Genomic DNA, 26,377 nt, shown 5'->3' on the forward strand with positions numbered 1-26,377 from the left:
GTGATGCTCGTGGGTGACCCGGAACTCGCCCGTCCCCTGGGAGATGCCTCGGTACGACGCTATTCAGCACGCCTGGAGAGATCAGCATGACCTACCTGCGCTACGCGCCCGACATCGAGAGGCCAGCGCCGAACGAGCAGGAGACTATCGACGGCATCATCCAGGGCATGACTCTGCAGGCGCAGACGGTCGAGAAGCGCGAGCACCACGCGGTCCGCGCCAGTCACGCCAAGAGCTCCGCCTGCGTGACGGGCGAACTGGCAGTCGCCCCCGACCTGCCGCCGGAACTCGCTCAGGGCCTATTCGCGACGCCCGGCACGCACAAGGTGGCCGTACGGTTCGCCCAGGGTCCGGGCGAGACCCTCGGTGACCGGGTGTCCACTCACCGTGGCATGTCGATCAAGGTGTTCGACGTGCCGGGCGAGAAACTGTCCGGCCACGGCATCAATACCCAGGACTTTGTACTCGCCACCGGCACGACCTTCCCGTCCGGAACAGCAGCGGGATTTTTGCGCGACGGGACCGTCATCGGCAAGTCGACCGGGATGCCGGAGGGGGTGAAGAGCGCCGTCTCATCGACCGCGCGCAACCTCAACCGGGTTCTGCACGCCTTCGGCGCCGAGAGCGCCATGGCCGATTTTTTCGGTCACCCCTACAGCCACCCACTCGCCGACAGCTACTTCAGCCAAGCGCCCGTGCGCTTCGGCGACTACGTGGCCAAGCTCGGTGCAATACCGATGACCGAGGCCCAGCGTGCGCTCTCCGAGTGGCGGCTCGACCCGCACCAGGACGAGGACGGCTTCCGGCACGCCTCGATCGCGTTCTTCCGGGAAAATGAGGTGGTGTTCGAGTTGAAGGCGCAACTCTGGGCGGATGCCGAGAAGCAACCCATCGAAGACGCCTCGGTCGACTGGCCGGTCTCGGTCAGCCCGTACCGCACGGTGGCGACGGTCCGCCTGCCACGGCAGGACGCCTATTCCCCCGAGCGGGTCCGCTACTTCGACGAGGTGATGACCTTCCGCCCGGCGCACAGTCTCGCCGCCCACCGCCCCCTCGGCTCGATCATGCGGGCCCGTTTGCAGGTCTACCAGGCGCTCAGCGCGTTCCGCCATCGTGAGAACTGCCTGGCGGAAGAGGATACGAGCACCATCGACCGCATCCCCGCCTGAGTGACCGCGCCGCGTCGCACCGCTTCCCGCCGGGGGTGGGGTGGGGCGCCTTGATCCCGGCGGAGCGCGAGGGGTGGAGCGGTTGCGGAAGCCGCTCCAACTCCGAGAGATCGTCACGCCCTCGCGAAACTGGAACCGTCAGCATAACTCCAGAGCGGACGCTGCGGTGATGTCTGCATCGACGCGATGACGCCCGAAAGCGGGTCGGCAGGAAGCCACCCTGAACGGTCGTTCCGCGTCCGACCCAACCCCGTCGTAGATTGGGGTTGGTGCTTCTCTCAGAAGCGGACGTGCAGGGTGCACAGTTAGGGCAGCTCAGCGCACCCACCCCGCCTTGATGGCTGAGGCGACTTCATCGACGAATAGGCGCGTCTTCGCGGGCACCAAGCGTCCGGGTGGCATCACCGCGTAGACGCCGCCGTCCTCGCGTCCGCCCCTGCCCGGCAGCACCTCGATTAGACTGCCATCCCGCAGGGCCGGCCCCGCCAGCCAGTCGGCCGTGAAGGTGATGCCGGCCCCCTCAACCGCCGCTGCGAGCAGCACCTCCGAGTGGTCCGCCACCAGGGTGCAATCCGGACGCACCGTGTGCCGCCGACCACCCTTCGTCAGCGGCCAGTCGGGCCAGGCGGCGTAGCCGGTGAAACCCAAGCAGGCATGGCCGGCGAGGTCGGCGGGCGTCGCCGGGGAACCTCGCTCGGCCAAGTAGCCCGGCGAGGCCACCAGCAGGTTCCGGTAAGTCGCGATCTTGCGGCTTGTCAGGCTGCTATTGCGCGGCTTGCCCGCCGCGACCCGGATCGAGACGTCGATGCCTTCGGCGACGAGGTCGACGAAGCGGTCGGTGAAGCGAAGGTCCAGCCGGATCAGCGGGTGCCGTGCGAGGAAGCCGGGCAGCAGCGGCGAGACCCACTGCCGCCCGAAGGTCAGCGGCAGGGAGACCCGTACGAGCCCCTGCGGGCTGGCGGCATGGTCGCTGGCCTCCCTGCTCGCGCTCGCCAGTTCCTCAAGCAGCGCCTGGACGCGCCGGCAGTAAGTCGCGCCGACCTCCGTGAGCGCCACGCGCCGCGTCGTGCGTGAAAGCAACCGAACCCCGAGGCGCTGCTCGACTTGGCTCACGCGCCGCGACAGCACTGAGGCGTCACGGCCGAGCGCCTCCGCGGCTTTGGCGAAGCTGCCCGCCTCGGCGACCGCCACGAAGGCGGTAAGCTCGTCCAGGCTGACTTGGTCCAGTAATTCCTGCATAAACTGCACGAGTGAAATGCAAAGGCGCCGGATTAATCCAGTCATGTGCAAGGCGTACATCGGGCACATCGAAACGTCGAGGAGACAAAAACGATGAGCACCTTCCTCAGCATCGGCTCCGGCCCGGGCATGGGCCTCGCGACCGCGGAGCGCTTCGCCCGCGAGGGCTTCCAAGTCGTCCTGAGCGCCCGCAACGAGGGCAAGGTCAGGGACCTCGCCGAGCAGCTCAAGGCCAAGGGTCACAAGGTCGAGGTCCGCACCGTCGATGCGGGCGATCCGGCCAGCGTCGCGAAGCTCATCGAGGGCGTCGAGCGCGACTTCGGCGGCATTGACGTGCTGCACTTCAACGCCGCCTCGATGCGAAACCAGACCCTGGCCGACCAGCCGCGCGACAGCTTCAACACCGACCTCGCCGTCAACATCGGCGGTGCTGCCGTCGCCGCCCAGGCCGCAGCCCCGAAGATGCTCCAGCGCGGATCGGGCTCCGTCCTGTTCACGGGCGGCGGCTTCGGGCTGCAGCCGCACCCTCAGTACCTCTCGCTCAGCATCGGCAAGGCGGGCATCCGCGCTCTGGCGCAGGGCATCTTCGAGCCGTTCAAGGAGAAGGGCGTGCACGTCGCCACCGTGACGGTCGCGGGCTTCGTCACCACCGCCGCGGACGCCAACGCGGTGGCCGAGCACTTCTGGCAGCTCCACAGCCAGCCGAAGGGCTCCTGGGAGGTCGAGGCTATGTACACCCCGAAGGGCTGAGCCATTTCAGGGTGACCGACGACACGATAGCCGATCCAAGAACGGGAGAACGCCGATGACGACGCAGACGCTGAAAGGCCAACGCTTCCTTGTCGTCGGCGGAAGTTCCGGGATCGGTCTGGCTATCGCGGCGGCGGCCCTCGCGGCCGGCGCCGAGGTCACGGTCGCCTCCCGCTCCAAGGAGAAACTCGACGTCGCCATCGGCACGCTTGGGACCGGCGCCAGCGCCGCCGTGCTGGACACCGGCGACGCCACGGGCATCGAGCGCTTCTTCGCCGATCAGGCTCCCTGGGACCACATCGCGGTCTCGGCGGCCGAGACGGCGCGGGGTCCCGTCCGACAGTTGGACCTCGATGCCGCGAAGGCGGCCATGGAGAGCAAGTTCTGGGGAGCCTACCGGATCGCCCGGTCCATGCGGATCAGGGAGGGTGGCACCCTGACCTTCATCTCGGGCTTCATGAGCGAGCGGCCCCAAGCCGCCGCCCCGCTCCAAGGCGCGATCAACGCGGCGCTGGAAAGCCTGGCCCGCGGGCTGGCGCTCGAACTCGCGCCCGCCCGGGTGAACACCGTCTCGCCGGGCCTGATCGAGACGCCGCTCTGGTCACGCATGCCGGAGAAGGACCGGGCGGCCATGTATGCCGGGGCGGCCGAGAGGCTGCCGGCGCGGCGCGTGGGCCAGTCCGAGGACATCGCCAACGCGGTGATGTTCCTCGCCACCACACCCTTCGCGACGGGGTCGAACGTCCGCGTCGACGGCGGCGGCACCATCGCGTGATCGAAGCCCCTGTCCTCGACGCCACCCGAACGTCGGCGGCAAGGTCGACGGGCGGATGCCAAGTTACCGCCAGCAGCATAGTTTATTTTCGCTGACGACGATGTCCGTTTATCCGTCGTCACTCGCCCAAAGCCGACCGGCGGAAATCTACCCAAAGTGGTCGTGAGGATAGCCTGCGATCTTCACAGCAACAGACGTTCGTCGATGCGGTGCTCCGATTGTATGCGAGCCGGGCGGCGAGCTCTACGTCCGAATGTGCTCCCACACCTTGGAGATGACGACCGATCCCTCGCCGACCGAGGCTGCGACCCGCTTGACGGACCTGGCGCGGACGTCGCCGACCGCGAAGATTCCCGGATGCGACGTCGCATAGGGCGAACGCGCGCCGATCGCGTCTCCGGTCAGGACAAAGCCGTGGCCATCGAGTTCTACGAGCCCCGATAGCCAGCCGGTATTGGGGGCGGCGCCCACCATGACGAACACGGCACAGGTCGAAATCCTGCGCGTCGATCCGTCGGCGACGGTGCGGATCGTCACCGCGTCGAGATGGTCGTCACCGTGCAGGTCGGTGACCTCGGCCCCGTGCTCAATGGTGATCGCCGGGTCTGCCTCCAGCCGGCTCGACAGGTAGCTCGACATGGAGGTGGCGAGCGATTGCCCGCGCACCAAGAGACGAACGTGTCGCGCTGAGCGGCTGAGATACATCGCGGCCTGGCCCGCCGAGTTGCCGCCGCCGATCACGATCGTCTCGGCATTCCGGCAGTAGCGGGCCTCGATCTCCGTCGCAGCATAATAGATGCCGGCGCCCTCGAACGCTTCGAGACGGTCGATCGGCAATCTTCGATACTGGACGCCGGTCGCGACGACGACGGCCTGTCCCCGGACGCGCCGGCCATTGTCGAACGTCGCACAAAACGATCCGTCCTCAAGCCGTTCCAACTTCGCCACGCGTCGCGGCATCGCGAAACGTGTGCCGAACTTCATCGCCTGGATTTCGCCGCGCCAGACGAGGTCGGCGCCCGAGATCCCGGTCGGGAAGCCCATGTAGTTCTCGATCCGGCTCGATGTGCCGGCCTGACCGCCGATCGCTACATCCTCGATGACCAATGCGCGCAGACCCTCCGCACCCGCATAGACGCCCGCCGCCACCCCGGCCGGACCGCCGCCCACGATGAGGACGTCGAAGGCCTCGTCGTCGACGAGGTTGTAGTCGAGGCCGAGCAGCCGCGCGATCTTGGCGGGCGTCGGCTCGGTCACGACCACGTCCCGGCCGAAGATGACCGCCGGTCGATTATTCGCGATCGAGCAAGCCGTGGCGACGCTCGCCGCCTCCGGGCTGCCCAGCGGATAGGTCCTGTAGGGAAGCCGGTTGCGGCTCGCGAACTCGGCGATCCGCCGCACGCTCCGGTCATCGTCCTCGCCGATAAGCACGAGCGTGCCGTCGTACGAGTCGAGCTGCCGTCGCCGCCGTGCGGCGAGGACTGTGATGATGATGTCCGACATCTCCGGAATCTCGGACATCAGTCGCAGCATCTCGGGGCGCGGCACCTCGGTCACGACCGTATCTGAGCTGGCCCGCATGGGCATCGACCAGACGCCGCCGTTCAGGAACGAGATCTCGCCCATGAACTGGGTGGGACCGAGGGTGGATGGGAGATGGCGCTCGTCCGTGAAGGGATTCACGACTTCGATCTCGCCGGCCTCGACATACACGAAGCGATCGGCTGGATCACCGGCACGGACGAGAAAGGCGCCCGCGGGGTAATGCTTCTCGGCCCCGATCGCCCGCAAGGCGGCGACATGCGATGCGGCGAGGGGGATGCGCTGCATCTCGCGCAGGTCATGGCCGATCGTTTCCAAGGGTCGCTCCCGTCGCAGGCCATCCGCTGCAGCGCAGCATCGATGGCTCGGCCACTACTGGCAAGGCCCTCGGCGGGGGCGATTGTTTGATCGAAGCTGCTAGCCTGCAGTGACTTACGTGGACTTGCAGCCCGGCCTTGGCCAAGGTTCGCTCCGGAGAAGGCCGCGAAGATCTTGAAACGGCAGAGTTGGGCGCAAAGCGGCCGGTTCGCCGAAGTATCGTTGCTACGCTCGAGCTCGCAGCCAGCAACAAAAGTGTCTTTAAGTGACACGCGCCACTGACGGGTGATGCATGCGCTTCAAAATGGCTGAGGTTGTGACAACTGACTCAAGCCTCGCTTGGCGTCGTCTCACCGTGGCAATGGCGCTTGGCACGGTCGGCGGTGTTGGCATGTGGTCGGTCGTCGTCGTGCTCCCGGCGGTCCAGGCCGAGTTCGGGATCGATCGGGCGGCGGCCACGATGCCCTATACCCTGACCATGCTCGGCTTCGCGGTCGGCGGTCTCCTGATGGGGCGCCTCGCGGACCGCATCGGGATCGTGCCGCCTCTGATCCTCGGCACCCTCTGCCTCGCCCTTGGCTATGGGCTCAGCGCGCTCGCGACGAGCCTCTGGCAATTCGCCCTCGTGCACGGCGTGCTCGTCGGAGCGCTCGGCAGTTCGGTCGCGTTCGGTCCGCTGATGGCCGACGTGTCGCGCTGGTTCCGGCGTCGACGTGGGCTTGCCGTAGCGCTGTGCGCGTCCGGTAACTACCTCGCGGGCACACTCTGGCCGCCGGTGGTGGAGCACGGAGTCCACGCTTATGGCTGGCGCGCGACGCAAGCCGGCATCGGCCTGTTCTGCCTCGCAGCAATGCTGCCACTCGCGCTGCTGATGCGCGGCCGGGCACCATCGACGCGCGCGGTCGGTCGTCAAGCCGGGCTAGCGCTGTCGCCCTCGGCAATCCAGGGCCTCCTCGTCGTGGCCTGCATCGCGTGCTGCGTGGCGATGGCAATGCCGCAGGTCCACATCGTGGCTTACTGCAGCGACCTTGGATACGGTGTCGCCCAGGGTGCGCAAATGCTGTCGCTGATGCTCGGCTTCGGCATCGTCAGCCGGATCGCCTCGGGCTTCGTCGCCGACCGGATCGGCGGTCTCGCGACCTTGCTGGCCGGTGCGCTGCTGCAGGCGGCGGCACTCGCGCTCTATCTTGCTTTCGACGACCTGACTTCGCTCTACGTGATCTCGGCACTGTTCGGCCTGTTCCAGGGCGGCATCGTGCCAGCCTACGCGATCATCGTGCGGGAGTACCTACCGGCCGAAGAAGCCGGGGCACGGATCGGTGCGGTGCTGATGGCGACGCTGGCCGGCATGGCACTCGGCGGCTGGCTCACCGGCGTGATCTTCGATGCCACCGGGTCCTACCATGCGGCGTTCCTTAACGGGCTGGCCTGGAACGCCGTCAACGTGGCGATCGTCCTGTGGCTGCTGCACTGCCGTCGACCGCGCACGGCGCTCGCCGCGATCTGATCGGTCCGAGCCGGTGCTTAAACCCGGGTCGCGCCATCCGCCGTGCGCGACACGCGTGGCTGGAAGAACAAGCCGGACTTCAGGCTATCCCCGATGCGGTGAGCACGATCAATCAGGATGGCTGCGACCTCACTTGGGAAGTGGGCGCGAGCCGTTTCCTCGAACAGGCTGAGCCAGCGGGCGAAGTGGGGCGGTTGGAGCTGTTCAAGCGCGAGATGCTTGCCGAACGGATTGCCCTTGTAGCGGCCTGTCTTGAACAAGATCGAGGACCAAAATGCCTGAATAGTCGCCATATGCTGAGCCCAACTGTGGTCGGGGATTGCTCCCGCGAAGACCGGGCCGAGCAGCGCATCGCCGCGCACGCGTGCGTAGAAGGCGTCGAGAAAGCGGACGAGGCTAGCCTCGTCGAGGATGGCGTCAGGCATGATCATGAGATGCCGAGAGGTGCTGGTCGCTTCAAGGGGAGACAGGATGCGCGTCGCGTTTTCACCAGAGCGGGAGGGGAGAGCCCGGGCGGCTGACCGTCAGCTGGTGTCCGCTTTCGGCGTCAAAGGAGTGCGCCTTCAGTGGCCGCGAAGGGCGCGAAGCTGGATATCGGCTTTCTGACTGCGGCGCGCGGCGCGGATCGGGCTGCCTTCGCCTCGGGCGGTGAAGGCGACGGGTTCAACGGACCTATTTCCCCCTGCAGTCATGACACCGCTTCGTCCGGCGCTCCAACTTGCCTCACCGCTGATCCGAGGGCACTCTGCGAAGCCACCGGCGTGAAGGGCGCATGATCTTGATGGTGCCAAGCACGAGCGATCGCGCATGAGGCGCCGCGAGGTTCTCGCCGCACTGGCCGCCACCTCTGTCGTGCGGCCCGCGGTGGCGCAGCCCGCAAAGGTCCTGCGCTTCATTCCGGAAAGCGACGTCGCGGTCATCGATCCGATCTGGACGACCGCGACTGTCACGCGCAACCACGGCTACCTCGTCTTTGACACCCTGTACGGCCAGACCGCGCGCTACGACTTCCAGCCACAGATGGTGGAAGGTCATACGATCGAGGCGGAGGGCCGTCACTGGCGCCTCACCCTGCGCGAGGGCCTGCGCTTCCACGACGGCGAGCCGGTGCTGGCACGCGACGCGGTGGCGAGCATCCGCCGGTTCGCCGCCCGCGACGCCTTCGCCCGGGCGCTGATGGAGGCCACCGACGAGCTCACCGCCGCGTCCGACCGCGACGTGGTGTTCCGCCTGAAGCGGCCCTTTCCGCTGCTGCCCGCGGCGCTCGGGAAGACCGGCACCTCAATGCCATGCATCATGCCGGAGCGCCTGGCGAAGACCGATCCCAACACGCAGGTCACCGAGATGGTCGGCTCCGGGCCATTCCGCTTCAAGGCGGACGAGCGGGTCCCGGGGGCGCTCACCGTCTACGAGCGCTTCGACGGCTACCTGCCCCACCCGGATGGCGTGGCGAGCTTCACCGCCGGGCCGAAGCGCGCGCATTACGACCGGGTCGAGTGGCGGATCGTGCCGGACGCCTCCACGGCTGCAAGCGCCCTGGCCGCCGGCGAGGTCGACTGGTGGCAGAACCCGACGCCGGACCTGCAGGGGCTGCTCCGGGCCAAGCCGCAGATCCGGCTGGAGCTGCTCGATCCGGTCGGCGGCATCGGCTGCCTGCGGTTCAACCACCTGCACCCGCCCTTCGACAACCCGGCGATCCGCCGGGCCCTGCTCGGCGCCATCGACCAGACCGAGTTCATGAGCGCGGTCGCGGGCGACGAGCGCGCCTTGTGGAAGGACCATGTCGGCGTCTTCAGCCCCGACGCACCGATGGCGACGCGTGACGGCACCGAGGTGCTGGTGGGCCCGCGCGACTTCGGCGCGGTGAAGCGCGCCCTCACGGAAGCCGGCTACCGGGGCGAGCGCGTCGTCATGCTCGACCCGACCGATTATCCCGCCACCCACCCGCTGGCGCTGGTCGCCGCCGAGGCGTTCCAGAAGAGCGGGCTGAACGTCGACGTCGTCGCGATGGACTGGGGCACCCTGGTGCAGCGCCGGGCGAGCCGTCAGCCCCCAGACAAGGGCGGCTGGAGCACCTTCGTCACTTACCTGAACGGCACCAACAACTTCGATCCCGCCGGCCAGCTCGGCATCCGCGGCAACGGCGATCAGGCGTGGTTCGGCTGGCCCAGGGCCCCGCGGCTGGAGGAGCTGCGCGCGCAATGGTTCGCCGCGCCCGATGCCGCCGCCCAGAAGGCGATCTGCACCGAGATCCAGCGGCAGTTCTTCATCGACGTGCCGTACCTGCCGCTCGGCGCCTACTACGAGGCGACGGCCTATCGCGGGCTGACCGGCCTGCGCACCGGCTTCCCGCAATTCTACGATGTCCGGCCGGCCTGAGGAGACGCAGCCGATGCGCATCGCCGTGCTCCAGTTCACCCACGAGACCGTGACATTCCTGCCGAACGACACGACCCGCGACGACTTCGTCTATCCGGGCTCCCCGGCAAGCGGCGAGGCGCTGCTCGCCACCGACCCGAAGGGCTACATGGGCGGTTTCGTCCAGGTCGCCCGGGAATACGAGGGGGTCGACCTCGTCGGCCTCACCGCGCCGCTCTGGCCGCGCACCGGGATCGGCTCAGGCTGGGTGACGCAGGACGCGTTCGAACATTTCCTCGGGGTGATGCTGGCGGAGGTGGAGGCGGGGGCACAGTTCGACGGGGTTTACCTCGCGCTGCACGGGGCGATGGCGGTGCGCGGAGTGCCACGCCCCGAGGCCGAGATCGCGCGGCGGGTGCGGGCCATTGTAGGGCCGGACGTGCCCATCGCGGCGACCTTCGACCCGCACGGCAACGAGGATGCGGAGTTCCTGCACCACGCCGACCTAGCCTTCGCGGTGAAGTACTTCCCGCATTACGACATGCATCTCCAGGGACAGCGTGCGGCGCGGATGCTGGTGCGGACGATCCGCGGCAGCTTCCGGCCGGCGCACCGGACGATTTCCATCCCGATCCTCGCCCCGACCGTGGTGATGTGGACCGGTGCCTCTCCCTGGTCCGACCTGGTGCAGCGCGCCCTGGTCTGGGAGGCGCGGGAGCCCGACGTCTTCGTCAACGTGTTCTTCGGCTTCCCCTGGTCGGACGTGCCGGATGCCGGCATGGCGGTCCAGGTCCTGACGAACGGCGATCCCGATCTCGCCGACCGAGTCGCCCGCGACATGGCGGCCTGGACGTGGCGGCACCGCGCGGCCCTGGTGTCGAGCGTCGCGATCCACCCGATGCGGGACGGCGTCGCCAAGGCCTCCGAGGCCGTGCGGTTGGGCGAGGCGCCGGTCGTGCTCGCCGATTACAGCGACCGCTCGGGCCGGGCGACCTGGCTCCTCGCCGAGGTGCTGGCCCAGGGGCTGGAGCGCACGCTGATCGCCACGGTCGCCTCGCCCGCGCTCCTGGACCGGCTATTGGCCGGGGGCGTGAAGGCCGGCGATCCGTTCGACGCGGAGGTCGGCGGCCCCATGGGCGGTGAGGCGGAGCCCTCGGCGGGTGTCCCGGTCCGCGTCACCGGGACGGTGCAGGCCGTCGTCGAGGGCACGACCGGCCGGGGTGCCGGCACGTGGCTCAGCGTCGCCTTCGGCCGGGGCAACGTGCTGGTCCTCAGCCCCTTCCTTGTCCAGATCATGGAGCCCACGGAACTCTGGGACCTCGGCCTCACGCCGGAGGATTTCGACGTGGTGGCGATCAAGTCCCGGGTCCATTTCCGCCGGGGTTTCGACGACGGCGGCTATGCGAGAACGATCCTGCTGGTCGAGCCGCCCGAGCCGTTCGTCGGGACGGTGCATCTCGACGCCCTGCCCTACCGGCACCTGAAGCCCGGCGACTTCTATCCCTACGGCGAGCCCGCCTTCGACGTCGGCTAGCGCAGGGTCCCCGGCGATGCCGTCGCGGCGGCCATGCGCTACATCGTGGCCATGCCGAACGCGCCGGTCCTTTCCCTCCCCCGCCTCGATCGCCTCGGCGACCGCTTGGTCGCCGATGTCGCGAGCGGTGCGATCGCGGGGGTCGACCTGCTCGTCGGCGACACCGGCGGCGACATCTGGCGGCGCACCGTCGGCTTCCAGGACAGCGTTGCGGGCATCGCCCTCGAGCCAGACGCGCTCTGGCGGATCTATTCGATGACCAAGGTCGTCGTCTCGGTCGCTGCCTTGGTCCTCGCCGAGCACGGCGCCCTGCGCCTGGACCAGCCGGTCGCGGACTTCATCCCCGCTTTCGGGCGCCTTGGCGTGCTGGATCCGGAGGGCGGCGTCGCGCCCCCTCAGACCGCACCGACCGTTCAGGATCTCCTCCGCCACACGGCTGGGATCGCCTACGGCTATCTCGGCGACGGACCGACGCGGCGGGCCTATGAGGCCGACGGCCTGCTCGCCGAGGATCTCGACAACGAAGCCTTCGCGGCGCGGATCGCCCGCCTGCCGCTGGAGCACGAGCCCGGGACGGTCTGGCACTACTCGCACGCCACCGACGTGCTCGGCCGCGTCCTGGAGGTGGCGGGCGGCGCGGATCTGCAAGGCGTCCTCGACGCGACCCTCCTCACGCCCCTTGGCCTCGCCGATACCCGGTTCCGGATCCCGACTGCTTGGGCTTCGCGCGTCGCTGAGCCGCTGCCACAGGCGCCCGGGCAACGGCCGGCCTTCCACGACCCGGCCGAGCCGCGGCGCAGCCAGCGGGGCAATGGCGGCCTTGTGTCGAGCACCGCGGATTATGCCCGCTTCCTGCGCATGCTGCTGGCCGGCGGCGCCCTCGACGGCGTGCGGATCCTGGCCCCGGCGAGCGTGCGGCTCATGACCTCGGATCATCTCGGGACGGCGATCGCGAAGGACGTCTACTATCCGCCGGGGCCGGGCTACGGCTTCGGGCTGGGAGTGGCGGTCCGGCTCGCGGCCGGCGAGGCGCCGGTTCCGGGCAGCGTCGGCGACTGGTTCTGGAGCGGCGTCGGCGGCACCTACTTCTGGGTCGATCCGGCGGCGGGCTTCTTCGCCCTGCTGATGATGCAGACGTCATCGGCCGCGCAGCGCCAGCATTACCGCACGTTGGCCCGCGCCATGGTCTACGCCGCGCTCGACGTCGCCTGAGAAGGATGCCGTTGCGGCGTCTCACCTCTGCTCTTTGGCGAGACTGCGACGTCGTTATGATCGCGGCGTCCACGCCGTCCAGGACCACGCGATGTCGTCTCCGCTCTCAGAAGTTGTCGCTTTGGCCTCGCGGTTGATCGCGCTCGACACCCGCAGCAGCCGCAGCAATCGCGGACTCGCCAATTTGATTGTCAGCGAGCTGCCGGAATTTGCGGTCGAGCGGTTGGACTTTATCGACTCGGAGGGTGTCGAGAAGACCGCGCTCGTCGCCCTGCGCGGCGAGGCCCGCGGCTGCCTCGCCTTCTCGGCGCACATGGACACGGTGCCGCCGGTCGGCTGGGCGCGCGATCCGTTCGAACCTGCCGTCCAGGACAATCGGCTCTACGGTCTGGGGAGTTGCGACATGAAGGGGCCGATGGCCGCGGCCATCGTCGCCATCCGCAGCCTGCCCGCCGACCGCGCCGCGATGCTGCTGCTGACGTGCGACGAGGAGACGACCAAGGCCGGCGCTCGGCGCATCGTCGCCGAGAGCCGGATGCTCAAGGCACACCCACCCGCCGGCATCCTCGTCGCCGAACCGACGGGCCTGCGTCCCCTGCGCGGGCATCGCTCCGACGTGCAGTTCACTGCAACGGCCCGCGGTATCCAGGCCCATTCCTCGACCGCGGACGGACTGAATGCCAACATCGCCCTGATCCCGTTCCTGTCCGAGATGCGGGACATCTACCTCGCCCTACGCGCCGATCCACGGCTCCAGGATCCGAGCTACGCGCCGCCCTGGTGCGATCTCAACATCATCGTCGACAACCACGGCACGGCGACCAACATCACAGCGCCGCTGGCGACCTGCCGGATGAAGTTCCGGTACTCGAAGGCGATCGATCCGGTGTGGGTCATCGAGCGCGTCGAGACGGCCGCGCGCCGTCAGGGCCTGGACCTCGTCGTACGTCAGGAGGGTACGCCGCCCGAACTGGCCATCGAACATCCCCTGGTGCAGTTGGCCGCTTCCGTCACAGCGGCCTCGCCCGATGTCGGCGCGTTCGGCAGTGATGGCTCGCAGTTCGCCATGGTGGCGCCGACGTTGATCCTCGGTCCGGGTTCCATGGAGCAGGCGCACAAGCCGGAAGAGTTCATCGACCTGGAGCAGCTTGAACGATCGATCGCGATCTTTCAACAACTGGCCACCGCGGTGCCCATGGCCGCCGGATAGCCGTCAAATCTTGCAGAGCTGGAGAAACAAGCGGCCGAGCTTCGCGCGAATGATCGGCTTTGAGGGGCCGCCGCCGGCCGCAGTGGGCCGGTCCGCCGGAAAGGCGGACGCCCGCCTACCGACCCGATGCGGTCGCCCGAACTGCCGTCGAGGCTCCTCTATAGCGGTCGTTCGCCGGGCCTCTGTCGACTTCGGATCGGGATGGCAAGCGGTTCTTGCCCGACGGCATCAGAGATCTGGGACGGAAGCTGGCGGCTGCATGAACTCGATTGTCGCGCCGTCAGGGCCAACAGCGTAGATTACCCGCGTTCCAGCCCCCGCACCGCTCGCGAGCGGCTGCGGAATGCCTTGCGCCTTCCAGCCGTAGGCGGCGATCCGCACCAGGAGCGCGTCGAGGTCATCGACCATAAGTGCCAGATGAGCGAAGCCAGGGTCGAACGGCTTGGCCGGCGCGCTCGGTCGATCCGGACCCTGATACTCCAGAAGTTCGATCGTCTGATCCGCGAGCGAAACGATTGCCATGCGCACCGTCGCCCCATGCGCTCCGGTCACCTGACCGAGAAACTCGCCTCCCATCTCCCCCGTCCGCACGAATCGCGCGCCGAGCCCGTCGACCCAGAATCGAAGGGCTTCGTCGAGGCAGGCGACCGCGAAGCCGACATGATCGGCACGCCGCACGTGGATGCTCGTGTGTTCCGTCATGCGGGATGCCCTACCGAGAAAGGAGTCATTTGTCGGCCATCGGTCGTGGTCGGACCCCGGCTATGTCCGCTTCGATGCATCTGCCTTGGGGAGGCGGAAAGAAAAATGCTTCCCACAACGGTCAGGGGGCGCCTCACTTACAAGTTCTGACAGAGGCGGGGGCTCCAACAGGGTTGCCGCGCACGTTAGAGGCCAGCTTGAGCACGCAAGACCGAAGAGCGGCCACTTTGATGGCTTCTCCCACGGAAGACTGGCCGGCCCCGTTCAGGGACCGCCCATGCCTTGGCGCCAGCCTCAGACCGAGGGCAGGCCGACACTGCGTAGGAACGACAGAGAAGGTGCGAAGAAATACGCGCCTCCCTTCATGTGCACGAATTGCTCGAACCGCAGCACCTTGGGCGTGGAGCCCGCGGTGTGGCCGTCGAGATAGGTGTGCTCGCGGGTCGGAGCCGGTTCCGAGGGCGCTTGGCCGATGACCGGATCGATGCCGGTCGGCGGGTGTTGATGCGGGCCGATGTTGCCTGCGAAGACCGGGTTATTCGCCCAGGATTTCTGGGTGAATTCGAATTGCGCTTCCAGGTTGGCCATGTATGCCATGAACAGGAGGCCGGAGCCGTGGACCGGCTCCCGACCCTTATCGGCGAATTCCTTGTGGTCCGGACTCATCGGTCTCTGCGGTCCGTAGGTGATCCCGCGGCGGGCCATGATCGGAGCGCGATCGCCCTCGTCGCTCGTTCCTCCCGTTTGCCGCCGAACGTCGCCCCGGGGGTTCGTCTTGCGAATGTGCGCATGGAAGGGGCACCTCGCGCCGTCCGCATCGGCGGCGTAGGCTAAGCCGTTAGGGACCGCGGCTGCCTGGCCGTCAGCGAAGGCCGTCAGCGGCGTTCCGTCCTCGAACCGACCCACCACCATCGCTCCGGCGCGGTCCAGTTGCTCGCTCGACGCGCCGGACCCAAAGATCGCTTCGCCGAGAGCATCTTCAGCGGCATTGAAGCCTTTGACGTCCTGCTCCAGCTTGCGGAAGACGAAGAAGCTGCCGGCGGAGACGGCGAGGTGGCCGTTCGCATCGGGCACGATGAATTGGGACGGCTTGAAAGCGGGTGACCATACCGCGCCGCCGGGATCGAACGGGTTCGGGGTCTCGTTGGCAACACCCTGTAGCTCCTGGTCGATATCCTCCTGCAGGAACAGCGGCTGGCTGCGACCGTCGACATAGCCGAAATGCTCGACCCCTTCCTCGCCGCCCTCGTCGCGGAACCGTCGCCTCTGCTGCAGGCCGGTCTCGACGGCCGTCAGATGACAGCCGCTTGCCTTGAGCCACAGTTCGATGGCCGCAACCTCGATCTTCAGGACGGCCTGATGCTCGTTGGCGACGAGAAGCATCGCATCCGGCAGGTGGGCGCTCCAAGTGCCGGGTTCCCATTCCGACTGCGGACGATCCGAAAGGGTCTCGTGTCGCGCCGCCATGCCCTGCGCAAAAGCGTCTCCTTCCGGCATCTTCGCCAGGTTTCCGAGCTTGGAGTAAGCGGCCGCACTCAGAAAGAGACATCGGACCGTGCCGCCGTCGAGATGTGGTGGAAGGCGTTTGTTGTTTCGCAGCTGGTCAGCGGCGCTGGTGCAATGTCGCCCGAGGATTCTGATGACGTGCGCGATGTTGTTCTGCGCGAGGTACGAAAAATTGAAGAATATGTGTGCCGAATGATTTCGTCCGTGGCCTTTTAGGATATTCGCTGGAAGATCTTCGAGGAAAAGCCTTAGATTAGGATCTGTCGAGCTAGATTTCCAAGTGATTGGCTTATCAAGGATTGCAGACAGGTTCGACATGAAAGCCTCTCTGAGCTTTGATATCAAATCCGACTTGAATTTATTCGAATCAGATTTGCCGACTCGAATATTATCGAACTTATCACGACATGAAATAAGTATTCATCGGATGCGAATGCACGTTAGATTTCTCAGTAAGCCGGGAGTTGAAATTAATGAGGATTTTTATTGATAATTTTTGAGGAACAAGTCTCGAACTCCCTCGCGTACGATTGAGATCCCGGGCACGACATGCAGTCATTCGAACGACAGACGATGGGACACGGACACGCACGCTCAATTCGGACGTCATGCAGACGTCGTCACGAGCGGACCGCACGTTTTGCCGAGTGCCCGCCATTTCAGGTTCTCACCCGCAAGCGGAACAAAAATCTCCACCGGACCTGACCGGGTAGAGCCGGCAGCTTTTACGCCTGTGATCGGCCGTAAGCGGAATAGCCGCTTCGAAGCAGCCTCGCCGGAAGAGCGGACCTGCTGTCACCGACCCAGCCCAGTCAGAAAGCTCGATCCGCTTCGGCCACGAAAGCAGACACCCCCAACGCCCCAAGTCAGTGCCGACCTACGGCCGCCAAGCTGGTACGGTCGACGATCTCGATTGCACCCCGACGAAGCTCGATCAGACCTGCCTCGGCCCATTGCCCCAGAAGGCGGCTGACGACCTCACGCACGCTGCCGACGTCGTCGGCAAGCTTCTGATGGGTCACCGCGGCGACACCGCGCGGATCGGCCTCGGCCAGGAGCCGTTGCGCCAGGCGCTGCTTCAACGGCGCGAACGCGACCTCATCGAGGAGCGTGAACAGGCCGGACATCAGCCGCGTGTAGTCGTCCATGACGAAGCTGCGGAAGACGGCGCTCTCGCCCATCAAGTGTTGGAACGTGTTCAACGGTAGCGCCGCGAGTTCGGTCCGCTCCTCAGCTACGCTCTGTGCCGGGAACGTGCCACCGGACAGGAGGCACTGCGTGGTCAGGGCACAGGTGCCGCCCGGGCCGACTTTGTAGATCAGGACCTCGCGCCCGTTCTCCGACATGCGGAAGATTCGCGTGCGCCCCTCCAAGCACATCAGGTAGTTGGCGCACTCGCCATCGAGTTCGTAGGCGATGGCGCCCGCGTCCAGCACCGGGAAATGCACGGTTCCCCGGGCGATCTGGAGGTGCGCCGGGCTGAGAGCCTGGAGCAGCGGAAACCGGTCGATCCAACGTTCGACCTTCTGGGCATCCGTCATGGCTGGCGTCGTTCCCCCCGGTTGTGACGACGGGCTGATCGTCCGGCTGGTGCTGCGTTTTTCTCCCGCCGCGCCGGACTTGTGTGACCTGGGTCACCGACTGGAAGCGGCCGCTCGGCATAGCATCGGGCCACAACGAACACGATAAGGGCGCGCGCCCTGCGCGGTGCCCAGCGGGAGTGAACCGATGCGCCGCCTCGCCCTGAGCTTCATGCTCGCCGCCCTCGCCGCCGGCCCCGCCGCGGCCGAACAGGACCTGCTGCTCGGGGCCGACATGGCCTCGCCCGCTATGACGAAGGCCGAGATGAGCCGCGCCGACGTCGAGGCGATGATCAAGGCCGCCGACGGCAAGCCCATCGATCTGCACGACAAGGCGCTGTCCGGCCTCGATCTCTCCGGGCTCAACCTCCGGGGCGTCAACCTGCGGACCGCGCGCCTGAACAAGGCCAACTTGCGCGGAGCCGACCTCAGCGGCGCGAACCTCGAACAGGCGTGGTTCCTGAAGGCTGACCTGTCCGGCGCCAAGCTCGCGGGCGCGAAGATGTTCGGCATCACCGCCCGCGACGCGAACTTCAGCGGCGCCGACCTCAGCCGCTCCATGCCCATCGGTGACTTCAAGGGCGCCAACATGAGCGGTGCGACGCTGGTCGACCTCGACGGGGGGGCGGACATCAAGAACCAGTCCATGGGTCTGATGCGGGCGGTGTTCACCTCAGTGAACCTTTCGGGCGCGAACCTGAAGGGTGCCAACCTCGGCCGGTCTCGCCTCGAATATGCGGACCTGAAGGATGCCGATCTCACCGACGTCGTGTTGATGGGCTCAGATTTGTCCGGGGCGGACCTGACCGGCGCTACGATCGCGGGCGCCGACTTCAAGAACGTCGACGTCAGCGGTGCACGGCTCATCGACCTGAAGGGTCAGGCCGAGGCCAAGGACTGGGCCGAACGGGTGAATGTCGACCGTGCGATCACCCAGGCAGTTCACTGAGCGACCCATCCGACTCGATCCGCATCAGACCGGAGCAACGTCGACGACCCATGTGATCCCGAAGCGATCCTTGAGCATGCCGTAGAGCGGCGACCACGCCGAGGGTCCGAGAGTCTGAAGGACCATCGCGCCTGCGCTGAGACCGTTCCAGTATGCCGTAACCTCGTCCTGGGACGAACCGCGCAGGGACACGTAGAAGGCGTTCTCGCCGGGATGCCACGGGCGCTCCGGCTGGATGTCGTAGGCCATGATGCGGAAACCGGCCTCGGATGCGACCTGCCCCCAGACGATCCTTCGCGCCTGCTTCGGATCCGTCACGCCGGCCAGTTCGCCGTAGGTGACGAGCGTGGGCTCGCCGCCGAAGACGGTGGCGTAGAAGGCCAAAGCCTCCCGGGCCTCGCCATCGAAATTGAGGTGCGTCGTCACCTGGATGGTCATGGTCTTCTCCGGCTCCATTCGGGGTCGTTGCCAGCCCCATGACCGGACTGTACCAACGACCAACTGACAGAACCCGGCAGTTGCGCGATGGCGCGGAGCGACCGCCTCTTTCGTCTGCTGCATGCCATGCGCGTGCTGCCGGCGCCGCTCACGGCCCGACGCCTCGCCGAGGAGACCGGCGTGTCGCTGCGCTCCCTGTATCGGGATATCGACAGTCTTCGCGCGGCGGGAGCGCGCATCAAGGGGGAGCGGGGCTACGGCTATCGGCTGACGGAGGACGTCGCGCTGCCGCCCCAGACCTTCGACCGTCTGGAGATCGAGGCGTTGGCGATCGGCATGGCCACCGTGAGTGCCATGGGCGATCCGGACCTGGCGAAGGCTTCGGCCTCGGTGCTGGCCAAGGTGGCGGCCACGCTCCCCGACGAGCGCGAGCAGCAATTGCTGCACGCCGTTTCCAAGGTCTACCGGCCCGAAGCCCGACATGCCGCCAGCCCCGACACGATCCTGATCCGAGAAGCTTGCTGGCGGGAGGAGAAGCTCATCATCTGCTATACGGACGAACAGGGAGCCGCCACGGAGCGGACGATCTTGCCCCTGGCCATCGTCTACACCGAGCAGCGTTCGGTCGTTCTGGCGTGGTGCCAGATGCGCGAGGCGTTTCGCATGTTCCGGCTGGATCGCATCGGCGACGCTCGCGCCGGCACCGGTAGCTTCCGCCCGCGGCGGGCTTCCTTGCTACGGGCCTATCTCGAACAGCTCAGGCACGCGGAGGCTAGCCCGGCACGATCCACATGACCGGCGAGGCAGTTCCCGGCCGCAGGGCGAGGCTTTGCGGACATCCTGCAACGGGAAGATTTCTCTCCGGGTGGGGCGACAGCGCTGTCCCCGCTCCCGGTCAGGCGGTGCAGATGCCGGGAACCTCGATTGGCCTGACCGGCTGGCTTTGGACCGGGCTGATTGAGAGGATCAGCCAGGACCGAAGGAGTCAGACATGCGGCGAGGTCAGAAGACTCACGCGGAGCAAATCGTTCTTAAGCTGCGCCAGATCGCGGTGCAGACAGCCTTCGTGACGAGTGCCTACGCCAGGAGATCTTCTACGCGCTCAAGGAGGCGCAGATCGTGATCGGGCTGTGACAAACCACCTACAACCGCGTCCGACCGCATTCGTCGCTGGGCTATCGGCCGCCCGCACCCGTCAGCGACCCGGATCTGGCGTTCCGGCTACCCATGACCGCGACCATGCAGTCGCCTCTCAATTGGCTCGGTCCAAAATACCGGTCAGGTCAAGATGTTGCAGAAGCCGCCGATGGATCAAGGCGGACGCGAAGCCGGCATCTGCTTGTTCGAGCTCTAGCTCGGAGCAGACCAGCGGAAATCCATCTTGAACGGTCAGGCTGCCCCCAACCCAATCGGTCCCGCGCAGCTGCGCGCCTCTTGAAAGCGGACGTTTGCTACGCCGCCGATGCGGCAGTGGCGCGCGCATCTCGGTCGTTGGGTCAACTCCTCCTCGCCGCAAGAGCGGCTCCGGCTGCGCCAGCGGACTCCATCGACGACCAAGTTTTCGTTCGTCTGGTATCGCGTTCTCAGGCGGTTCGCATCAAACAGAGCTTCGTCCCACAGGACCCCGACGCTCATGGTTCCTTTGTCAGCGCAGCGAGCCGTTGGTCGATCTCGGCACGGAGTGCCTCGAAATCGATGGGCTTGGTCAGAAGGCCAGCCGCACCTTCCCTGAAAGCTTTCTCGCGCGTTTGCGCATCGCCATAGGCCGTGATCATGATCACCGGCACGTCCGGACGGGCGGCTCTGACCAGCGGCAACAGTTCAAGTCCCGTCATGCCCGGCATGTTGATGTCCGAGAGTATCAGGATCAAGCTCGTCGCGTGCGAGGACGACACCTGAGCCAGAGCCTCGGGCGCCGAATGGGCGAACGCCATGTCGAAGCGCCCCGATCGCAACTCACGCCTGAACTGCTGCCGGAACAGATCAGTCACGTCAGGCTCGTCGTCCACAACGAGGATCAGCACGCTCATGGCAGACTTTCAGTCCCGTGAGAGGTCGCACTTTTGCGGGGCAGCACAATCGTGAACTCCGAAAACTTGCCGGTTTCGGTCGCGACATCGATCGTCCCACCGTGCTGTTTGACCACTATGTCATGGCTCAGAGACAATCCCAGCCCGGTGCCCTCACCGGCCGGCTTGGTGGTGAAGAAAGGGTCGAACATCCTGACGCGAACGTGCTCCGGGATGCCGGTGCCATTGTCGCGAACCCGGATTTCCACGAACGCCCCGCGATCGTGAGTGGCGACCGCCAGAGTCGGCTCGTAATCGGGCTCCGCGCGCTCAGCTTGGCGCTTAGAGGCGGCGTAGAACCCGTTGCCGATCAGGTTGAGGAGAACGCGCGTGATCTCCTGCGGGTACAAGTCCGCGGCCCCGGCTGCCGGGTCGAAGTCGCGGGACAGCCTGAGCTTGAGGTCAGGTCTCTCGGCGCGGGCGCCATGATAGGCGAGGTTCAGGCTCTCCTCGACGAGGCTGTTGACCTCGACGAGCCGATGGTCACCCGAGCCGGTGCGCGAGTGCAGGAGCATGTTTTTGACGATTGAGTCGGCTCGCTGGCCGTGCTGGACGACCTTGATGAGGTTGCCCTTCAGCAGGTCGGCCAATTCGTCGACCTCGCCGCGGATCCGGTCGTCGAGCAGCGCGGTCTGAAGCGCCTCTCGTAATTCGTCGACGAGCTCGCCGGATAGTGCGGCGAAGTTGTTCACAAAGTTGAGCGGGTTCTTGATCTCGTGCGCGATACCGGCCGTGAGCTGACCGAGCGACGCGAGCTTCTCCGTGTGGATCAGGCGGTCCTGGGCGGATCTCAGTTCGTGGAGCGACTGGGCGAGCTCTCGGGTACGGGTTTGAAGCTGTTCGAACAGGCGAACGTTCCCGATCGCGATCACCGCCTGATCGGAAAAGCCGCGGACGAGTTCGATCTCACGTGCGTCAAAGGGCTCGACGCGCGTGCGGCCCAAGGTGAAAACGCCGATGGGCGCCCCCTCGCGCATCAATGGCACGCCCAACATCGTGCGGTACTGCCCGAGGCGTTGGTGCTCGGTGGCGGCATATTCCGGGTCAGCCAGCACGTCCGGTATGTGAACGACCTCACCGCTGCAGGCCACCCTCGACGTGGCACTGTGCGGGCCCGGCGAGAAGGGGTTCGCCTTGGCATGGGTGACGACCGCGTCGGAGAACCCGAAGCCGGACAGCCACCGGTAGAGGTCGCCGTCACGCTCGAAGATGCAGCTCTGATCCGCACCGCACAGGCGCGCCGCTGACTGAACCAGCGTGTCAAAGACCTTCTGCAGGTCAAACGCGGATCTGCTGATCACCCTCAGGACTTCGGACGTTGCGGTCTGCAACTCCAGGGTCTCGCTCAACTCGCGCGTTCGAGCCTCGACTTCCGTGAAGAGCCGCGCATTCTCGATGGCGATCACCGCCTGATCGGCAAATGTCTGTACGAGTTCGATCTGCCGGTCAGTGAAGGCGCGAACCGTGAAACGTCCTAGCATGAGCACGCCGATTGGATCGCCATTCCGGAGCAAAGGCACACCAAAGAGCGTGCGATAGCCGCCAAGACGTTGATACTCACTGGCGGCGTAGTTCGATATGGTGAGAACGTCGAGCACCTGCACTGGGCGTCGCTCGAACGCAACACGTCCGGCCGTACTATTTCCACCTGCTAGCAATGGATGAGTTTCAGCAAGCGCGATGTACTCATCAGAAAAGCCATAACTGGAAACGAGACGGTAAATGTCGCCATCGCGTTGAAAGATATTCGAGCAATCCGAGTCGCAGAGCCTGACGGCGGATTCGATTAAGGTGTCCAGGACGGTCTGCAAATCGAAAACCGAGCTGCTGATAACTTTCAGAACCCCAGCCGTCGCCGTCTGTTGCCGTCTGGCCTCGTCAAGCTCGCGGCGCAAATCCGCTATGACGGACTGCATGGCCTCTGAGTTTTGCCTCATATCAAGCCAACATCAGACGCATCGGTCGGATTGCGACAGATCTGAAGATACTGTTACTGCATACGTTTGAACAAATCAAGTAGCATCATCTATCCGCTATCGATCCCATTTGATAATATCATCAGTCATTTGGGAAAGTGATTACGACCTCATCTCGGAATATATCTTCTGAATGAGTTATGTGGGCGTAACCTGATCGCAGATTTTCCTAAACCGAGTGCCGGACGTCTGCGTGAGCCAATTGCGAAGAATTGGCTCCAGGGTGATCGCTTCTGCAGAGTCGACGAACTTCCAAGCGTGATGCTCTAGGAGCAGGCACCCCAGCGTCCGCTTCAAAGCCTTTCTGCTCAGAAGCGGACCGGCGGAACCACTCATCTGAGACGACCTGAGGGCTATCGGCGCCGACGACGCATGGCCGAAAGCGGCCGATCTGCCTCGGAGAAGTGCTGCCGGCAAGCGGTCGGCCCGCTATCGACCCAGAGCAGCCGGGCGGGTCGCCAGCGGCGCTCGCCGGAAGCAGACATCCCTCAGTCGTCCTGCAGTTACCGCTCAGAGTGGATTGCCGCCATTCCGCTACCGAGCGGCAATGAATGGAAACGTCATAACAAGCCGCTTGAAAGCCCTTGCAAGAAGTCAGAAATTCAGCTCCTATTCGCCCCCTCCAAAAATGATTTATTGATCTGCTTTGATCGACACATTCAAACGTGGTGCTTGATTCCGAACAAGTGCGTTCACGGTATTATCGATTAATTTTCTCATCTGGCCTGCCCATCAACAGCGGCGGCATGTTGATGCCGAGCATACGAAGGCGCCGAGAGACCGGCCGCGGTTTGGGCGACCGTTCTGGGGCTGTCCACTATGACGCTTGGCAAAGCACGAGCTGATCGCAACTGCGCGACATCGAAGCGCGACCACTCAGGCGGCTTTATCCACGTCCGCTCGGTCGGCAGCCGCACGGAGACAGGCCTCAACCCCGTCCCGCAGTGACGAAACGTAGACGTCTGCCCCGACCGCGCGACCGAGTGCGGCGTCGGTGAGCACCTTCTCGCCAACCGGCCAGAGGCCCACCAGCACCGGAACGCCCGGAGCTCGGCGCTTCAGGCGCTCCAAGAGATAGCGCAGATGCGCCGGGTTCCCGCTGATGTCGAGGTACGAGATGCATACCATCGCCACGCCGCTGAGGTCCAAGTCGCGGATGCCCTCGCGCGAGACGGCTTGGTAGGGGGTCACGCGCGCGCCGAGTCCGTGCTTGCGCAGCAGCTGCGCCAGCATCGCCGAGGAGGCCTCGTCGAGGGGGCCGCGCCCGGCCACGCACAGCACCGGCGCCTCGCCGCGCCACGCCTCCGGGAGTGCCTCGCGGGGCGGCGCCTGTCCGGGCACCGCCTCGGTCCGGGTGTGGGTCCGCTCCGCCAGCGTCGGGGTCTCGCTCGGATTGACCGCCTTGTCGTCGCGCGCCGGCTCGGCGTCGGCATGGTCCTCGAAATCCTCCACGAGTGAGCGGGCCGACGCCCGGATGTTCTCCAGCTGCGCCGGCGTGACGACGCCGCGCGCGAAGTCGTTGGCGGCGAGTTGCAGGCCCTTGAGCGCCACCTCGTCGTAGTACGAGGAGAGCGAGCGCTCCTTCAGCATCGCCTCGGCGACCTCCCGCACCTCGTCCGGGTCGCCGGCCAGCATGCGCTGGTAGAAATTCTCGACCGGCGTCAGCGGCGGCCGATCGCCGAGCAGCACGTCAAAGAACTCCAGGCTGTCCACGTGGCGGCCGAGCACGACGAGGCAGACGGTGAACGGGGTGGCCAGGATCAGGCCGATCGGCCCCCACAGGAAGCCCCAGAACAGGGTCGAGACGATCACCGCGAAGGGCGAGAGGCCGGTGGAGTGGCCGTAGAGCAGCGGCTCGATCACCTGCCCGAAGACGGGTTCGGCGATCAGGAACAGGGCCGCGGTGGCGATGACCATCGACCAGCCCGGATCGACGGCGGCTGCCAGTGCCACCGGAAGGATGCCGGAGGCGATCGCGCCGATATAAGGGATGAACCGCATGATCGCCGAGAACACGCCCCACAGGAGCGGGTTGGGCACGCCGATGAACCAGAGGCCGATCCCGACAAGGACTCCGAACGTCGCGTTCATGCCGAGCTGGGCCAGGAAGTAGGTTCCGAGGCGGCCCGCGGCGTCGTCCATGGCCACCGTCGTGCGGTGCAGGTCGCTCGATCCGAACAGGCGGATCATGCGGTTGCGCAGGTCCTCGCGCTGCATGAGCAGGAAGACGACCACCACTAAGACGATGCCGATGTCGGTCAGCGGCGAGACGATGGGCCCGAGCACCTTCTGGGCCAGCGCCAAGGGCGAGGGCTCGGGCTGCTCGACGCGCACGAGTTGCGCCTTGGGTGTGTCCCCGGCCGGCCCAGTCTCGGCAGTCGTGCCGGCGGCGTCGGCCTTCTGGGTGGCGTCGTGGACTTGGTGGTTGAATCTCTGGAGGATGCGGTTGGCCTCGCCGAGCCAGCCCTGCTGCAGACCAGTGACCTTCGTCTGCACTGTGGCTTGGTATCGTGGCAGGTTGCCTGCAAGCCCCGCCACCTGCGTGCCGATGATCGTGCCGATGCCGCCGATGACCCCGAGGGCGAGGAGGACGGCGAGGATGACCGACGGGATGCGGCCGAGACGCAGCCGCCGCAGCAGGTTGACGACCGGAGCCAGGACGAAGCTGAGCAGCACGGCCAACACGAGGGGGATGAACACCTCGCGCCCGAAATACAGGGCAGCGACGAGCACAACGCCGACCGCGAGCGTCAGGAGGCCGCGCAGGCCGGGCACGAGCGGCGGTGGAACCTGAGCCGGTTGACGTGTGGCGACTTCGTCGGCAGGCATGCGGCGTGTACTCCTCGTCGCTGCGCCGACACGATGCGGCACACAATCAGGGTAACGCCCTCGCAAGCGTTTTAGCCCCCAGCCTGTCGACCCGTCGGATGGGGCGAAGGCGCCTGTGAGCGAGGCGCGATCAGCGGAATTTGGTCGGAAGCAGCCGGCTGGCTTCCCGTGAGTTTTCCGGAGAAGCGTATAGCCTCCTGACGAACTCAAGCCGGCAATCCGATGTGCTTACGAGTAAGATCGGAGCTGGCCGCAAGCAGTGGGTCGGCTTGGGGATGATCATAGACCGAGATCGTACACATGAAGCGTAGCGCGATCTGCCATCAGCAGACGCAGGAATCATTCCCAACACTGCCGCCCTTCATCGTGGCAACTGGGCCATGGCAGGCCGCTCTGCGCATTGCGGAGAAAAGCGAACGCTTATGCCGGTGCGACAAGATCGGAGAGCCAGTCCCGGGCCTTTTGAAGCTCGTCCCAGGGCGTCTTACCGAGCGGGAAATGCACGCCGAGGACGACGCTCAGGACTGAATTGAGATGCGCGAGATGCTGCCGCTCGTCAGCGCTACGGATGCCGCCGGTGCGCCGCTCGACGATGATTGCGTCGCGGAACTGTGTCAGCTCCATGGTCGCCTCCGTGAGCGCGCCGTCGTCGCGTTTGGGCTTGCGCGCCAGCACCGTATCGAGGGCGGCCAGTGCCCGGTGCCCCGCATCTCA

At 66.1% G+C, this 26,377-nt stretch carries 21 protein-coding genes and 1 pseudogene; 11 read left to right on the forward strand and 11 right to left on the reverse strand.

Annotated elements, in window-relative coordinates; genetic code table 11:
* Positions 1-86 precede the first annotated feature (86 nt).
* Positions 87-1,169: a catalase family protein gene (locus ACLBX9_RS29385; protein WP_447721385.1), complete on the forward strand. Its 1,083-nt coding sequence runs from the start codon at positions 87-89 to the stop codon at positions 1,167-1,169.
* Positions 1,170-1,484: 315 nt separating this feature from the next.
* On the opposite strand, the gene ACLBX9_RS29390 is transcribed toward ACLBX9_RS29385, so the two are convergent.
* Positions 1,485-2,408, reverse strand: a complete 924-nt coding sequence (locus tag ACLBX9_RS29390; RefSeq protein WP_447721386.1) for a LysR family transcriptional regulator — start codon at positions 2,406-2,408, stop codon at positions 1,485-1,487.
* Positions 2,409-2,501: 93 nt separating this feature from the next.
* Between ACLBX9_RS29390 and ACLBX9_RS29395 the strand changes: the two genes are divergently transcribed.
* Positions 2,502-3,158: an SDR family NAD(P)-dependent oxidoreductase gene (locus tag ACLBX9_RS29395; RefSeq protein ID WP_447721387.1), complete on the forward strand. Its 657-nt coding sequence runs from the start codon at positions 2,502-2,504 to the stop codon at positions 3,156-3,158.
* A gap of 55 nt (positions 3,159-3,213) precedes the next feature.
* Complete coding sequence (locus ACLBX9_RS29400; RefSeq protein ID WP_010686514.1) at positions 3,214-3,933, forward strand: SDR family oxidoreductase; 720 nt, start codon at positions 3,214-3,216, stop codon at positions 3,931-3,933.
* 243 nt (positions 3,934-4,176) lie between these two features.
* On the opposite strand, the gene ACLBX9_RS29405 is transcribed toward ACLBX9_RS29400, so the two are convergent.
* Positions 4,177-5,793 carry an FAD-dependent oxidoreductase gene (locus tag ACLBX9_RS29405; RefSeq protein ID WP_447721388.1) on the reverse strand — a complete coding sequence of 539 codons (1,617 nt, stop codon included), beginning with the start codon at positions 5,791-5,793 and terminating at the stop codon, positions 4,177-4,179.
* Between the two features lie 304 nt (positions 5,794-6,097).
* On the opposite strand from ACLBX9_RS29405, the gene ACLBX9_RS29410 reads away from it, so the two are divergent.
* Positions 6,098-7,300 carry an MFS transporter gene (locus ACLBX9_RS29410; RefSeq protein WP_447721389.1) on the forward strand — a complete coding sequence of 401 codons (1,203 nt, stop codon included), beginning with the start codon at positions 6,098-6,100 and terminating at the stop codon, positions 7,298-7,300.
* Between the two features lie 17 nt (positions 7,301-7,317).
* Here ACLBX9_RS29410 and ACLBX9_RS29415 read toward each other — a convergent pair whose 3' ends face one another.
* Positions 7,318-7,725 (reverse strand): group III truncated hemoglobin, encoded by a 408-nt coding sequence (locus ACLBX9_RS29415; protein WP_447721390.1) that lies wholly within the window; start codon positions 7,723-7,725, stop codon positions 7,318-7,320.
* Positions 7,726-8,107: 382 nt separating this feature from the next.
* Between ACLBX9_RS29415 and ACLBX9_RS29420 the strand changes: the two genes are divergently transcribed.
* The 4 genes from ACLBX9_RS29420 to ACLBX9_RS29435 all read left to right on the forward strand — a co-directional run bounded on the left by ACLBX9_RS29420 (position 8,108) and on the right by ACLBX9_RS29435 (position 13,614).
* Positions 8,108-9,679, forward strand: coding sequence for an ABC transporter substrate-binding protein (locus ACLBX9_RS29420; RefSeq protein ID WP_447721391.1), 1,572 nt, complete (start codon positions 8,108-8,110; stop codon positions 9,677-9,679).
* A gap of 13 nt (positions 9,680-9,692) precedes the next feature.
* Positions 9,693-11,192 carry a M81 family metallopeptidase gene (locus ACLBX9_RS29425; RefSeq protein ID WP_447721392.1) on the forward strand — a complete coding sequence of 500 codons (1,500 nt, stop codon included), beginning with the start codon at positions 9,693-9,695 and terminating at the stop codon, positions 11,190-11,192.
* Positions 11,193-11,225: 33 nt separating this feature from the next.
* Positions 11,226-12,404 (forward strand): serine hydrolase domain-containing protein, encoded by a 1,179-nt coding sequence (locus ACLBX9_RS29430; RefSeq protein WP_447721393.1) that lies wholly within the window; start codon positions 11,226-11,228, stop codon positions 12,402-12,404.
* Between the two features lie 91 nt (positions 12,405-12,495).
* Positions 12,496-13,614 (forward strand): M20/M25/M40 family metallo-hydrolase, encoded by a 1,119-nt coding sequence (locus ACLBX9_RS29435; protein WP_447721394.1) that lies wholly within the window; start codon positions 12,496-12,498, stop codon positions 13,612-13,614.
* A gap of 228 nt (positions 13,615-13,842) precedes the next feature.
* Here ACLBX9_RS29435 and ACLBX9_RS29440 read toward each other — a convergent pair whose 3' ends face one another.
* From ACLBX9_RS29440 to ACLBX9_RS29450, 3 genes are all read right to left on the reverse strand, one after another.
* A complete protein-coding gene (locus ACLBX9_RS29440; protein WP_447721395.1) occupies positions 13,843-14,316 on the reverse strand; it encodes a VOC family protein in 474 nt (157 codons plus the stop codon).
* A gap of 294 nt (positions 14,317-14,610) precedes the next feature.
* On the reverse strand, positions 14,611-16,140 hold the full coding sequence (locus tag ACLBX9_RS29445) for a Dyp-type peroxidase (protein WP_447721396.1): 1,530 nt from the start codon (positions 16,138-16,140) through the stop codon (positions 14,611-14,613).
* A 548-nt stretch (positions 16,141-16,688) separates the two neighbouring features.
* Entirely contained in the window at positions 16,689-17,363 is a 675-nt protein-coding gene (locus ACLBX9_RS29450; protein WP_447721397.1) for a Crp/Fnr family transcriptional regulator, read from the reverse strand.
* Between the two features lie 187 nt (positions 17,364-17,550).
* Here ACLBX9_RS29450 and ACLBX9_RS29455 point away from each other — a divergent pair, with 187 nt between their 5' ends.
* Positions 17,551-18,351, forward strand: coding sequence for a pentapeptide repeat-containing protein (locus ACLBX9_RS29455; protein WP_447721398.1), 801 nt, complete (start codon positions 17,551-17,553; stop codon positions 18,349-18,351).
* 24 nt (positions 18,352-18,375) lie between these two features.
* Here ACLBX9_RS29455 and ACLBX9_RS29460 read toward each other — a convergent pair whose 3' ends face one another.
* Entirely contained in the window at positions 18,376-18,789 is a 414-nt protein-coding gene (locus ACLBX9_RS29460) for a VOC family protein (RefSeq protein ID WP_447721399.1), read from the reverse strand.
* Between the two features lie 87 nt (positions 18,790-18,876).
* On the opposite strand from ACLBX9_RS29460, the gene ACLBX9_RS29465 reads away from it, so the two are divergent.
* Positions 18,877-19,584, forward strand: a complete 708-nt coding sequence (locus ACLBX9_RS29465) for a helix-turn-helix transcriptional regulator (protein WP_447721400.1) — start codon at positions 18,877-18,879, stop codon at positions 19,582-19,584.
* A gap of 267 nt (positions 19,585-19,851) precedes the next feature.
* A pseudogene (locus ACLBX9_RS29470) lies at positions 19,852-20,034 on the forward strand (integrase core domain-containing protein); the annotation flags it as partial.
* A gap of 386 nt (positions 20,035-20,420) precedes the next feature.
* Here ACLBX9_RS29470 and ACLBX9_RS29475 read toward each other — a convergent pair.
* From ACLBX9_RS29475 to ACLBX9_RS29490, 4 genes are all read right to left on the reverse strand, one after another.
* Positions 20,421-20,819 (reverse strand): response regulator, encoded by a 399-nt coding sequence (locus ACLBX9_RS29475; protein ID WP_447721401.1) that lies wholly within the window; start codon positions 20,817-20,819, stop codon positions 20,421-20,423.
* The gene (locus tag ACLBX9_RS29480) at positions 20,816-22,774 is read right to left on the reverse strand and encodes a GAF domain-containing protein (RefSeq protein WP_447721402.1); all 1,959 of its coding nucleotides are present in this window, start codon (positions 22,772-22,774) and stop codon (positions 20,816-20,818) included. The genes ACLBX9_RS29475 and ACLBX9_RS29480 overlap by 4 nt, the downstream gene beginning before the upstream one ends.
* Positions 22,775-23,710: 936 nt before the next feature.
* Complete coding sequence (locus tag ACLBX9_RS29485) at positions 23,711-25,663, reverse strand: AI-2E family transporter (protein WP_447721403.1); 1,953 nt, start codon at positions 25,661-25,663, stop codon at positions 23,711-23,713.
* 420 nt (positions 25,664-26,083) lie between these two features.
* Positions 26,084-26,338 (reverse strand): hypothetical protein, encoded by a 255-nt coding sequence (locus ACLBX9_RS29490; protein WP_447721404.1) that lies wholly within the window; start codon positions 26,336-26,338, stop codon positions 26,084-26,086.
* Positions 26,339-26,377 lie beyond the last annotated feature (39 nt).

The sequence above is a fragment of the Methylobacterium sp. A49B genome, from assembly GCF_053346215.1.